This window comes from Aquimarina ulvae, from assembly GCF_053613295.3.
The window spans coordinates 14,064-26,865 of sequence record NZ_JBSIBP030000013.1 but is presented as its reverse complement, the minus strand read 5'-3'; the positions used below and the strand labels follow the sequence as shown (position 1 = coordinate 26,865).

The 12,802-nt window shown below is 34.0% G+C and carries 13 protein-coding genes and 2 pseudogenes; 4 read left to right on the top strand and 11 right to left on the bottom strand.

Features of this window, described 5'->3' with window-relative positions:
• Nucleotides 1-18: 18 nt before the first annotated feature.
• Nucleotides 19-1,176 (bottom strand): 5-(carboxyamino)imidazole ribonucleotide synthase, encoded by a 1,158-nt coding sequence (locus ACWGOQ_RS20625; protein WP_452059628.1) that lies wholly within the window; start codon nucleotides 1,174-1,176, stop codon nucleotides 19-21.
• A gap of 168 nt (nucleotides 1,177-1,344) precedes the next feature.
• Between ACWGOQ_RS20625 and ACWGOQ_RS20620 the strand changes: the two genes are divergently transcribed.
• The 3 genes from ACWGOQ_RS20620 to obgE are packed head-to-tail and all read left to right on the top strand — an operon-like array spanning nucleotide 1,345 to nucleotide 4,020.
• Nucleotides 1,345-2,451 (top strand): adenylate kinase, encoded by a 1,107-nt coding sequence (locus tag ACWGOQ_RS20620; RefSeq protein WP_452059627.1) that lies wholly within the window; start codon nucleotides 1,345-1,347, stop codon nucleotides 2,449-2,451.
• Nucleotides 2,452-2,467: 16 nt separating this feature from the next.
• A complete protein-coding gene (locus tag ACWGOQ_RS20615; RefSeq protein ID WP_452059626.1) occupies nucleotides 2,468-2,965 on the top strand; it encodes a hypothetical protein in 498 nt (165 codons plus the stop codon).
• Between the two features lie 56 nt (nucleotides 2,966-3,021).
• Nucleotides 3,022-4,020, top strand: a complete 999-nt coding sequence (gene obgE, locus ACWGOQ_RS20610; protein ID WP_452059625.1) for a GTPase ObgE — start codon at nucleotides 3,022-3,024, stop codon at nucleotides 4,018-4,020.
• 40 nt (nucleotides 4,021-4,060) lie between these two features.
• Here obgE and ACWGOQ_RS20605 read toward each other — a convergent pair whose 3' ends face one another.
• The 6 genes and pseudogenes from ACWGOQ_RS20605 to ACWGOQ_RS20580 all read right to left on the bottom strand — a co-directional run bounded on the left by ACWGOQ_RS20605 (nucleotide 4,061) and on the right by ACWGOQ_RS20580 (nucleotide 8,719).
• On the bottom strand, nucleotides 4,061-5,488 hold the full coding sequence (locus tag ACWGOQ_RS20605) for a polysaccharide lyase (protein ID WP_452059624.1): 1,428 nt from the start codon (nucleotides 5,486-5,488) through the stop codon (nucleotides 4,061-4,063).
• Between the two features lie 363 nt (nucleotides 5,489-5,851).
• Complete coding sequence (locus ACWGOQ_RS20600) at nucleotides 5,852-5,980, bottom strand: N-acetyltransferase (RefSeq protein ID WP_452059715.1); 129 nt, start codon at nucleotides 5,978-5,980, stop codon at nucleotides 5,852-5,854.
• A 222-nt stretch (nucleotides 5,981-6,202) separates the two neighbouring features.
• A complete protein-coding gene (locus tag ACWGOQ_RS20595) occupies nucleotides 6,203-6,442 on the bottom strand; it encodes a hypothetical protein (RefSeq protein ID WP_518515943.1) in 240 nt (79 codons plus the stop codon).
• Nucleotides 6,443-6,476: 34 nt separating this feature from the next.
• Nucleotides 6,477-6,935, bottom strand: a pseudogene (locus ACWGOQ_RS20590) (hypothetical protein); the annotation flags it as partial.
• A gap of 40 nt (nucleotides 6,936-6,975) precedes the next feature.
• On the bottom strand, nucleotides 6,976-7,254 hold the full coding sequence (locus ACWGOQ_RS20585; RefSeq protein ID WP_452059621.1) for a hypothetical protein: 279 nt from the start codon (nucleotides 7,252-7,254) through the stop codon (nucleotides 6,976-6,978).
• A gap of 16 nt (nucleotides 7,255-7,270) precedes the next feature.
• The gene (locus ACWGOQ_RS20580; protein ID WP_452059620.1) at nucleotides 7,271-8,719 is read right to left on the bottom strand and encodes an amidohydrolase; all 1,449 of its coding nucleotides are present in this window, start codon (nucleotides 8,717-8,719) and stop codon (nucleotides 7,271-7,273) included.
• A 303-nt stretch (nucleotides 8,720-9,022) separates the two neighbouring features.
• Between ACWGOQ_RS20580 and ACWGOQ_RS20575 the strand changes: the two genes are divergently transcribed.
• A complete protein-coding gene (locus tag ACWGOQ_RS20575; protein ID WP_452059619.1) occupies nucleotides 9,023-9,634 on the top strand; it encodes a fasciclin domain-containing protein in 612 nt (203 codons plus the stop codon).
• 849 nt (nucleotides 9,635-10,483) lie between these two features.
• Here ACWGOQ_RS20575 and ACWGOQ_RS20570 read toward each other — a convergent pair.
• The 4 genes and pseudogenes from ACWGOQ_RS20570 to ACWGOQ_RS20555 form a co-directional block, all read right to left on the bottom strand.
• Entirely contained in the window at nucleotides 10,484-11,416 is a 933-nt protein-coding gene (locus tag ACWGOQ_RS20570; RefSeq protein WP_452059618.1) for a hypothetical protein, read from the bottom strand.
• Between the two features lie 47 nt (nucleotides 11,417-11,463).
• On the bottom strand, nucleotides 11,464-11,886 hold the full coding sequence (locus ACWGOQ_RS20565; protein WP_452059617.1) for a hypothetical protein: 423 nt from the start codon (nucleotides 11,884-11,886) through the stop codon (nucleotides 11,464-11,466).
• Between the two features lie 55 nt (nucleotides 11,887-11,941).
• Nucleotides 11,942-12,308: pseudogene (locus tag ACWGOQ_RS20560) on the bottom strand (DUF2200 domain-containing protein).
• 39 nt (nucleotides 12,309-12,347) lie between these two features.
• Complete coding sequence (locus ACWGOQ_RS20555) at nucleotides 12,348-12,554, bottom strand: hypothetical protein (RefSeq protein WP_452059616.1); 207 nt, start codon at nucleotides 12,552-12,554, stop codon at nucleotides 12,348-12,350.
• Nucleotides 12,555-12,802 lie beyond the last annotated feature (248 nt).

Here is a 12,802-nt window from a genome sequence, read left to right as displayed (position 1 = left end):
CGAAGTATTTACTGTCTGCTATTCGCTAATCACTTTGATAGTTTTCTTTACTTTTTCTGCAATTTTTCTAGCTTCAGAAATATCTTCATCAACGATAGTTACGTGTCCCATTTTTCTAAAGGGTCTGGTTTGTTTCTTACCATAGATATGTGGGGTAACACCTTTCAATTTCATTATGGCCTCGATATTTTCATATACAACATTTCCGGTATGTCCCTCAGCTCCTACAAGATTTACCATTATTCCGGCAACTTTACTATCTGTAGCACCCAGAGGCAAATCTAATATAGCTCTTATATGTTGTTCGAACTGATTGGTGTAGCTGGCTTCAATACTATAATGACCGCTATTATGTGGTCTTGGAGCAACTTCATTAACTAGGATCTCACAATCTTTCGTCTGAAACATCTCTACCGCTAATATTCCTACATGCATAAACGCTTTCGATACTTTTTCTGCAATTTCTCTGGCTCTTTCTGCAATTTTATCTTCAATCCGAGCAGGACAGATCACATATTCTACCTGATTTGCTTCTGGATGAAACTCCATTTCTACCACAGGATACGTTTTGATTTCATTTTTTGGGTTTCTAACTACAATTACAGCCAGTTCATTTTCAAAATCAACCAATTTTTCGGCTATACATTCTGTGTCAGGAAGTTTTGCAATGTCAGCTCCTGTTCTGATAATAGAAACTCCTTTGCCATCGTACCCTCCTTGTGTGCTTTTCCACACAAAAGGTAATTTTACTTTACCATTAGTAATGCCTTCTGCTAAATGTGCTTTATTAGAAAACTGAAAAAAATCAGCTGTTGGTATTCCTTGTTCTTTGTAAAAGAGCTTCTGCCTTCCTTTGTTTTGAATTTTTTCTAAAGTTTTTGAGTCAGGATATACTTTTTTTCCTTCACGTTCTAGCCTGGCTAAGGCCTTTACATTAACGCTCTCAATCTCGAAAGTGAGCACATCTACTTTTTTGCCAAAGTTATATACTGTGTCATAATCCATTAGATCACCTTGCTGAAAGTGATCGCAGGCAATTCTACAAGGTGCATCGGGGTTTGGGTCCAGAACATAGGTGCAGATATCATATTTTCGGGTTTCATACAGCATCATTTTGCCCAATTGACCACCACCAAGGATACCTAATTTGAAGTCAGACGAAAAATAGTTTGTCATTTTTTGGAGTATCTAATTTGCCTTAGGCAACAAAAATAAATTTTTAATAAGTAAAAACCGCAATATTGAACAGTAAATGCAGTAGATATTCTATGATAAGTGTTGTTTGTAATCACTATCTTTGCCGCTTTAAAAACAAAATGGATACCGTGATAATCTCATAATGCAATGATTACGCTATACAATTTACAGTTTGTACCTTTTATTGCCGAAGAGGAAATCAACAAAGCAATAGATACTTTATCGGATAAACTTACTGAAGATTTATCGGATAAAAAACCACTCTTTATAGGGGTGCTAAATGGTGCTTTTATGTTTGTATCCGAAGTGTTGAAACGATTTGATTATGATTGTGAAGTAAGCTTTGTAAAGCTAGCTTCTTATGAGGGTGTTAAAACCACTTCTAAGGTTCAAGAACTAATCGGGCTGAAGGACGATATCGCCGGAAGAACAGTGGTCGTTTTGGAAGATATTGTAGATACGGGTAATACAATCGTAGCATTGACAAAAATGTTGAAAGATAAAAGGTGCAAAGAGGTTAAAATTGCTACATTATTCCTCAAACCTGAAGCATATACTAAAGAAATCAACATAGATTACATTGGGATAGAGATTCCTAATCGATTTATTGTAGGATACGGACTTGACTATAATGGTTTAGGTCGTAACCTTACAGGAATTTATCAATTAAAACAAAACAACATGACAAATTTAGTGTTATTCGGACCTCCGGGAGCAGGAAAAGGAACACAAGCAGAAGTTTTAAAAGAAAAATATGATCTGGTACATATTTCTACAGGAGATGTGTTTAGATATAATATAAAAAATGCCACAGAACTGGGAACATTGGCAAAATCCTATATAGATAAAGGACAACTAGTACCAGATGAGGTAACTATCAATATGCTTAACGCCGAGGTTGATAAAAATACAGATGCCAAAGGTTTTATTTTTGATGGTTTCCCAAGAACTGAAGCACAGGCAGAATCACTAGCAGAATTACTAGCTTCTAAAGGGGAAGAAGTAAGTGCTATGGTTGCATTAGAAGTAGATGATGAGGTACTGGTAGAACGCTTATTAGAAAGAGGAAAAACATCAGGACGTCCTGATGATGCAGACGAAAACGTAATTCGTAACCGAATAGAAGTATATTATAATGAAACTGCGATTCTAAAAAACTATTATAAAAAACAAGATAAGTACTTCGGAGTTGATGGGGTAGGTAGTGTAAAAGAGATTACAGTGCGTTTAAGTAACGTAATAGATAATCTATAGCCTAATATAGTATGGCATGGTCAAAAGATTAACATTCATTCTAGTTGCGATTGGATTTTTGGCTTGTAGTACTAAATTACAGGAAATTCCTTTAGATCAAGTTTCGAAAGATATGAAATTGATTGCAGGTAAAACGGCTAACAATATCATTGGTTTTTGTGACAATGAAGAAGATTTTAACGAGTTTAAATTACGAACATCAACAAAATCATTTGTCCATTTTAGAACTGGTAAGTATGCGTTAACTTGCAATATATATGAAAACCAAACTTCGAAGATTAAGCTTGGTGAATTGTATAAGGTAGATAGATTAAAAGCTTACGTCAAAAGATTTAAATATAAGCTTCAAATAGTAAGTGAGGTATATGAATCTATGGAGCTTCATGTGGATCTTAATTCTGACAAAAACGTTGCAGATTATAAAATCTATGGCAAAGCCAAAGGTGGTAAATGGTTATCGGTTATTGATGAATTGAAATTAGATGTGCTGAAGCAAATGAATAAAAATAAATAAAGGCGTAATAAGTTTTTTTAAACGATAGTTCGGATACAAAAAAAGAATAGAGAATTATGACTGAAGGAAATTTTGTAGATTATGTAAAATTGCACGTTACTTCTGGAAATGGGGGTAAAGGATCTGCACACTTACATAGAGAAAAATACATTACCAAAGGTGGCCCAGATGGGGGTGATGGAGGGCGAGGAGGTCATGTTATTATTAGAGGAAATCCTAATATGTGGACCTTATATCACTTGAAGTTTAAACGTCATTTTAGAGCGGAACACGGCGGACACGGAAGCAAGAGCAGAAGTAGTGGTGCGGATGGAGGTGATGTGTATGTAGATGTTCCTCTGGGGACGGTGATCCGTGATACGGAGACCCAAAATATTCTTCATGAAATTACAGAAGAAGGACAAGAAATTATTATTGCCAAAGGTGGAATGGGAGGCCGTGGAAACTGGCATTTTAAAAATTCTGTCAATCAAACTCCACGATATGCACAACCCGGTATCGAAGGTGAGCAATATGATATCACACTCGAATTAAAAATATTGGCAGATGTTGGTCTGGTAGGCTTCCCAAATGCTGGAAAATCAACTTTATTATCTGTCATCACTTCGGCTAAACCAAAAATTGCAGATTATGAATTTACCACACTGAAGCCAAATTTAGGTATTGTAGAGTATCGGGATTTTCAGACATTTGTGATGGCTGATATTCCGGGGATTATTGAAGGTGCAGCAGAAGGTAAAGGTATTGGTCACCGCTTTCTAAGGCATATAGAACGTAATTCTACATTATTGTTCTTAGTTCCGGCTGATGCTCCAGATATAACAGAACAGTATGAGATTTTATTAGATGAATTACGCAGGTATAATCCAGATTTACTTGATAAAGAGCGACTTATAGCAATCTCTAAATGTGATATGTTAGACGATGAACTAAAAGCAGAACTTAAGTTAGAGTTGGATACACAATTAAATGTACCTTATTTATTTATTTCATCGGTGGCACAACAAGGTTTACTGGAGCTTAAAGATACATTATGGCAAATGCTTAATCATTAAAGAATATAAACTCGATATTCTTTTTGATTTTCAGGTTATTTTATTTAATCATTAATTTTAAAGGTATATCAGAGGTTTCCATTTTCAAAAAGTATAACCCTTTTGGATGTCCTTTGAGATCAACCATTTTGCTACTACCATTGGCAATTTCTTTTCCAGAAAGGTCATAGGCTTTCCAATTTATCTTTTTAGGAAGGTTAAAAGACCCGAAACTGGGATTAGGAAAAACTTTGATATTTGATATATCATTATGATCTTCTACCGATAAGGGATTCATATAGAAATCCCATTCATTAATTCGTTGTTCAGCAACTCTAAATTCATCAAACCATACATAATAATCGGTATCCTTTGGTGCATAATCATCTATATCAGAACCTCCTAGAAAAGTAGAGATTAATATATGATTGATGGTTATATTTTCTCTGTTTTCTGATTGATTTCTGTAATAATTAAAATAATCCGATCCTACAAAATCATAATTTACACCATCTACCCATCCTTCAAAAAGACCATCACTACCACTTGGTGAGCCTTCTAAAACATAATGTAATTCGATATTGTGCCATCCTTGCGCACGAAGATAATTTTCATATTCAAAAGAACAAATGTCAGAACCATCTACCACACGATTTCCCCAAAATCGAAGCTCGTTTTCGTCCTGATTAGCTGCATCGTCTGCAGGCTCTTGTTCTCCTGGTAGTTCCATGTAGAATTGAATTGCACCTCCTTTCCTAAACATAATTCGGCCTTTCCATCGATTACGGTCTCGTTCTCCATCAGGAGTATTAGGGTCAGATCCACCAAGGCTAGGTAATTTACCACCGCATAAATTAAAATCAAAATCATCGCTAAACTTGATCCAATAGGATAGATATAAATCTGAAGACTCGTAGTAGTTATCTTTAAAGGTATTCATTAATGGTATTCTAGTATCAATACCAGAACTATTAGTTTTTAGTAACCCTTTTGGATATTTTACTTTTAAGGAAACTCCGTCAGGATCTATACTATTTTCATAGTCTATAGATGCTCTATCCTGTGTGTCATCTTTTTGACCATTTACTGTTTGTCCATCATAAAATCCAATTCCGTTAGAAGTAGGAAAATCTTTTTTAAGTTCATTTTCCGTATACGTATCACCCACTCTTATATGATCAAAACTAATATGGTATTCATCGTTTTCTAATAATGGGTCTGGTGCAAGAACAATATTCCTTTGTGATGTGGTTTTTATAGTTTTGTATTTTAAAGCGCCAATCCTTAATTGAGTACTACTATTTCCAGTTGTTAAATCGAAAACTCCATTTTCATCGGTTTTGGTATAATTAGTTACATTATTTGCATCACAGACTAATGCATTTTCGATCGGATTTCCTGATTGATCTCTAATGGTTCCAGAAATCTGAGCTTTTACACTTACTATGGATAATAATAAAAACATTGAGCAAAGTAAATGATTCTTCATAAAGTTAAGAGTTTGGGAAATAGCAATAGCTGCAATCATTGAGGTTAATTTTTGGTGCAATAATGTGAATTTTATTAGTTGGTTTAGCACCCAAATTTAGATTAAAAACAAACTCTTTATTAATTTAGTATAAAGATTCTACGAAAATCTACTTAAAATGTACAAAGGGATTATTTTGTAGATTTGAAAACGGAAAATGTTTTAAAAAAGTATAATAAAGAAATATTCTTAATCTCAACCATAATAGCAGTTATATTATGATTGTTTTCTATTAACCTTTCAAGAAGTATCCTTTTTTTAGTATTCCATCAGCTGCTGCGGGATGTTTAGTAAGATAGGCAGCTACAAATGGACAAAGCGGTATCATCTTATTTTTTTTTGTCGAATATAGTTGAGTGTCTTTTTTACAATTGTACTTCCCAGTCCTTTTTCTTCTATAGTTTTAGGAACTTCTGTATGGGTAAGATATATAGAGTTGTCTTTGGTTAATATGTATTCGATAAAAACGATTTTATTTTCAATATGAAGCTCAAATCTCTTTTTAGGGCTGTCTGTATTATTTATCTATTCTAGTAATGACCAATCATTAGTTTCCATAGGAGATTTTTTGGAGTTACATTTCAAAATTATACGATAAATATATACGAGTCACTTAACGAATGTTTAAAAGGTATACTTGTACTAAGAAAGCTTCTTAATACGGCTAAAACCTTATTAATATTTTCTTTTCAGGATTAAAAAATGATCATCCATAACATTTCCGGTAACGATAAATTCTTTAAAAGGAGTTGCCACGGTAGACCCGGACATCGTTCTACCATCATCGGTGTATATGGTTTTTATGTCATAATCATGTGTTCCGTGGTAGGTAATTTTAATAATTTCAGAGGGAGATATTTCTTTCTTCCCTTTAGCATAAGATCCAAACCGCAAAAGATTTGGGTGAGCTCCAATCCATAGATGTCCTTCCGTATCAATTTCAATGTTGTCAGCGCCTTGTGTTACAAGGAATATCTTCTATAAACTTCAAAGAACCATCAGTGTTTCTTGCATATACTTTGACCAAAAAACTTCTGGGTGATGCTACAAATAGTAAATTACGTTTGGAATCATAGTTTATTCCATTGGCATAGGCAATTCCATCCGCCACTTCTATATAGTTTTTGCCATCAAAGTAAAGTACGTTGGATATAGAAAGCCCAAGATATTCTTCTAATATCTTTGCAAAACCCCTTGTGTATCGATGATCATTGGTAACATACAACCGTTCTTTGTCAATTAGTACGATATCATTTGGACTGACGAGCGCAGGATGTTTCATTGTTTTTTGGTGAATCAGGTTGTTATCCTGTAAGGTGAATACTTCAACCGAATGGCCTTGCGTAGTATGGTTAACAGCCATCACTTTGTAAACACTATCTTGTTTAATTATTGAAATTCCGTGAGGAGCAAAGGGTTTGTTAAAAGAAGCGGTAAGATGAGTGAGCTCAAAATTCTGGTTTTTTCAAATCCATCAGAGATAACCCTCCTGTTTCTTCTTTTACAGGAGGATATATTTCTCTATTTGTAGCTGATGTTATTGCAAAACTTTCTTTCCAATTTACAGTGATATCTTCTGGACCAGTAATAGGTATTTTTTTAACAATTTTTCCTGAGAACTCATTGTTTACAGTTCTGAAATACCCTGTAGATAGTAAAATATGCGCCACTAATGCAATTAGTAACACCAAAAGAATCAAACCGATTCTTTTTATCATACGTTTCATAACGGCGCTATTTTTATTATTTTTTGCTATTGCCCGGTATTGGTGGAGGCCCTTCTGGAACAATTGCTTCGTATACTTCGTCTCCTTTTCGCTCTTTATACTCGGCTTTTACTTTTTCTAATGCTTCCGGGTTTTCATAAAGATCTGTCATTGTCATTGCCATAGCCTTAGAAGCATATAGCATTCCTTTATGACCTATACTCATTCCGCCACAAGCAACAACCGCCCAAGAATGCCAGGGAGTATCTTTTGGAGCTGTGGTAACCCCAAGGTTTATATTAGGTACATTCCAGCTTACGTCGCCTACATCCGTAGAGCCACCACCCGGATGTTCTTTTGTTTCTTCGAGAGGGTTGATAGCACTATCCATACCTACTTGTTCTTTTTTGGTTACTTCCTGAATTTTTTTACCAAAAGTGATTTCTTCATCCGTATATTTTATTGGTCCCAAAAGTTCAAGATTTTGCTGCATTAGTTTTCCTCCTTCACGATTTACCAGCACCTCATAAATTCCTGAGATCAACGAAATTTTATAATCAACATTAGCCATAATAGCAGCTCCTTGGGCCATTTTCTGTACGCGTTCATAAACAGGCATCATACCGGAACGTTTGGTGTCACGAACCCGCATCCATAAACGAGAGTAGTCTGGTACTACATTCACCACTTGACCACCATCCTGAATGTGGTAATGCATACGGACAGTTGGTTTTACATGTTCGCGATAATAATTAATTCCAGTAGTGTATAATTCTAAAGCATCAGAAGCACTTCTGCCATTCCAAGGATCGGCAGAGGCATGTGCTGCTTGCCCAAAGAACTCCACTTTAAAGTCTACTAACGCCAGAGAGCTCTGTACATCTGCTTTGGTAGATGCAGATGGGTGCCAGCTAATATTGGTATCTACGTCTTTCCATAATCCTTCTCTAACCATCCATATTTTACCAAAATATTTTTCTTCACTAGGGGTGCCAAAAAACTTTACGGTTCCCTTAATCTTTCCGCTTTCAATTAATTCTTTTACCGCAATAGCAGCTCCTAAGCTTCCTGCTCCAAAAAGATTGTGTCCGCAACCATGACCAGCAGCACCTTCATTAAGAGGAGATTTGGTAGGTTGCGCTTTTTGTGAGATTCCGGGTAAAGCATCAAATTCTCCCAAAACACTGATCACAGGTTTTCCAGATCCATAGGTCGCCACAAAAGCTGTTGGCATCCCAGCTATTCCTCGTGCTACAGTAAATCCTTGCTTTTCTGCATAATCCGCTAGTAATTTTGAAGATTGATTTTCTTCAAAAGCTGTTTCTGCCAATGCCCATATTTGGTCACTGATTTTGATCAGTTCTTTTTCATGTTTTTCAATAGATTGTATGATGGCTTGTTTGTTTTCGGATAGCTTCTTTTGGCTGTAAATTGGTAGGATCCATAAGAAACATACGAGAAGAACTGTACTATTTTTAAATTTCATAATAGTCTGAATTATATGAGTTTGATTAGGATGATTAGGTTAAAAATAATGTTTTTTATGTTGATAGTACTATTTAGGCGTGTACTTATTACTAACAGATTTTATACTTGGAATATGATGGTTTAGCTATTTTACGGTACAACCACATGTATTTATAAACGATTACTAAAGCAACTCTTACGAATACTCATTTATTAACATCCCTTAACGTTAATTACAATAGATTTAACCAGTTCCATCATAATATATTGATTATAAAATTGTTGTTTAAACAGAGTGTTATTAATAAAATAAATTTCGAAAATGAAGAGTAACATCCCTTTTAATTTTTTAGTATTTATTATCATTATTACGTTTGTATCTTGTCAGGATCTCGTTGTTAAGAAAGAGTCCAAATCTTTAGAAAGCGATGAGCGTATTGCGCAAGCTGGTATATATGATAAAGGAACAAATGTATCTACTATCAATGAGTTGATATCTTATGACGTAGCATTTACTGAATTAAATAAAATTATTAAGTCTTCAGAATACGCTGAAAAGTTTAGCGACCAAAAGCCGTATACGGTATTTGCTCCTTTAAATGGTGCTTTTAAAAAACTACCAAAAGAAACCCTTGAAGCATTGACATCATCAGAAAATAAAGATGATATGAAAAATGAGATGACCTCAATTATGAACTGTCACATTATTCCAGGTACTATTAATGAACAGGATATGATTAAGGCAATTAATGAAGGTGGAGGAAGTGTGAGGCTTAAAACGCTAGGCGGTGGTAGATTAATTGCAAGTAGAAAAGGAGGTAAAATTTATTTAATCGACAAAAATGGCAATGCCGGGCGATTGATGAAAACAGATATCGAAGCTAGTAATGGAATGATTCACACACTAGAAACCGTGATGTTACCAAAAAAATAAGAAAACATAATTCAATGTGTTTGTTTAAAACCGAAAAACCTCACAATTGATAGAGTTGTGAGGTTTTTTATTGCTCTAAAAGAGTTTTTTTGCCCAATCCAGATTTTTTACTAGTTCCTTATTGCTGAATTCTAATTGTATGACTCTTATTCTTTTGCGTTTTGAGCGACGTAATAATAAAGTCTCTTGAGCATTGCTACACCTTTCGGCACGTTACAGATTACTTCTTCTTCAATAGTCCAGTCAATGTTTTCAGGTCTATAAATTCCTTTAACGTGAGATTTTGGATACTTTTAAAACTCCATTATTTTGCCCCCTATCATCTAGGTGTACTCTCATAGTATATATGTTTTTTAATATATTTAATGACGGTTGTACCCAAAAATTGGTGTTGCTTTACTGTCCCATTTGTGTAACCCGACATCATTTCTCTTTCGTTTACTGAGATCGATAAATCCTGATGATAAGACACAAACCAATTAGAGGCGCGTGGTTTATCAAAGTAGATAGATTGTACTAAGAAATAATCATTTCCCAAACACTAGCTAACCAATTTTTTAAGATTGCTATTAAGAATTATAGTCAGAATCTCTAGAAGCTCGTGTAGGAGTTTTCGAATGGCGAATCGGTCTTCAGGTTTTCTGAAATTCATGTTATCAGTGTCTAAAGCTTCCAAAACGGTAATCAACTTATTAATTTTTTTTCTAGAATAGATATTCGGGATGATAACAAACCCTAGTTTTTCAAGCACTTTTTTATGTGTGATAGATGCTGATATATTGATAAATCAACTGCAAAGTTATTTTACATATAGTGAATTAACCTATTAGGGGCTCTTTTTTTACGCTTTCAAGAAGCGTCGCTATATGGCATTTCGAATAAGGTGTTTTTAACGAGATAGATGGTATTGTTTCTAAAGTCAAGAACGGTATTAAATCTTTTTAATAATTCATTCCCCAAAATATGAACTTTGATACCTGCAGGGTTTTCACGATTCAGAAGTTGTGTAGGTATTTTGTTAACAAGCTGTCCGCCAATATGTAAAGCGGGTACCTCAATTACTTTGGTTACAAAAACATCTCCCGCACCATTTCTCAATTGATTTGTTTTAATAATTTTTAAATCTCTAGGAAATGATTGTTTTTTTAAAAGCACACTGTCCAATAATAATGACTTCTGATATCCAGTATCGAATAAAAAACGTCCTTTATACACGGTATTTCTAACATTAATTTCGCCACGAAGGCAAAGTATCGTTTTTACAGCTTCTAGCTTAGCGGTAGTATAATGTTCTACATTAGGTAACTCATTATGTACAATCAGGAGTTTTTTATCATAATCCAATGATATAATTTTATTCTTAAATAAATCCCAACCAAATCGCCCGTCAGTTCCCTGACCAGAATGTGTTACCGGATATATTTCTAAATCTTTCCACAGTAATGATCCTACCTGTAAAGATGCAGGCGTTCTTAGTTTTACATAGTTTTGAGTTGGCGTATTTTCTTTATTGGTATCTAATAAGTTTGTTTTGTCTTTTATGGCTTTATGTGTTAGTAATAGACCAGTAGTACCCGAATCAAACTTTAGATATAACGTATCTCGGCCGTTAAGTACGGTTTTTATTTTAATGTTGTTATACGGTGTCAATTCAAATGGAATAGTAATATTCTTACTGTTTATATGTTCTGAAACTTTCTTTTTTGAATTTTTACAGCCAAAGGTTACCGTGATAAGAAATAGGAATAAAGGAAATAATCGTAGCTTTTTTTTGAGTTTCATGAATTGATTAGATACAATGGTTTTTATTTCTCTAAAATAGAGAATTATTAGTTTGTAATTTTATTGTAAGATGTAGCAGTTATAAATTCTAAATAAATTAATACCAATACTAGGAGAATTTCCAAGATGAAGTAGAATAGTCCTAAAGTGGTTAAACTCTGATAAAAATGATACGTGCATCCAATAGTTAGAAAACAATATACCAGATTAGCAAAAGCTATGATCTTTAGTAAAGGTTTCCAATTTCTCGGATTTAGTAAATAATAACAACTGAAGGAATATACAGTATATATGAGTGCTATCATAGCTAAAAAGTAAAGCGCTGTTTCTGGCATTCCGATATATTCCTGAAATATAGTTGACATTGCAATAAGAAAAAACAGGGTTAGCAAGGCTCCTAATCCATCAATTAAAAACAGTTGTTTTGGCTTCTTTTTTAGCGTTTCGACTAACAATTCGATTTTAGTCATACTTAGATAGTTTTATAAAGATGATTTTCTGGAGCGATAACAATTCGAGGTTCGCTTAAGCAACCCTTAAAATTTTTTCTATCTTTCGGTCTTTTGCCAGTTCATCTACCAATTTATCGAGATACCGTACCTGTTGGGTTAGTGTATTTTCGATTTCTTCTACACGATATCCGTAAATCACACCCTTAATCAATTGTGCATTAGTATTGATACTAGCGTTATCAAAAAAGGTTTCAAAAGTTACTTTTTGATCAATGAGTTCTTGCAGTTTTTTTTTCATTATAACCAGTTAGCCATTCAATTGCTTAATGGAGCTATCCTTTGGTTCTGTGTTTCTTTTCAACTTTGATTACATAATACGGATATACTGATGCAAATTTCATTTTTGCAATACGCTCATCTTGATTGTACGTCTTTTTCATTAGCTCAAATTTAAAAAATAGAAGATACTAAATTTTTGGTTAAATAAGTGTCGGATTTTTGCAGTTAACCTTAATCATGTAGGTAGCCACGATATCACCATTGATTTTTAGATGTGTGTCATCGATTTCTCTGTTGCTAAAAATATGTGTAAAGGATATCACATTATCCACATTTTTGGTCATGTAAATCTTACTTGTCTTCACTTCTGTATCTACATAGTGAACCAAAGAAACATGTGTGTTCAAATGTGATTAACGGATGCATAACTAAATGTAACTTCATCTGAGTTGATCAAGACGTTATATACTTTTTTACCATACGTATTAGTTTGTCTATATATGCTAAATCTGGGAAAGTAATTACCTATAAAGTATTTGTATATGGTTATTATGGGAATTAAAAATACTTACTTTCCGATTAAGCACTTGGTCAAAACTTTTATTTTGTTTTATCATTTTATTCTAAAGCCAAATCAAAAAGATTTGACGGGCTT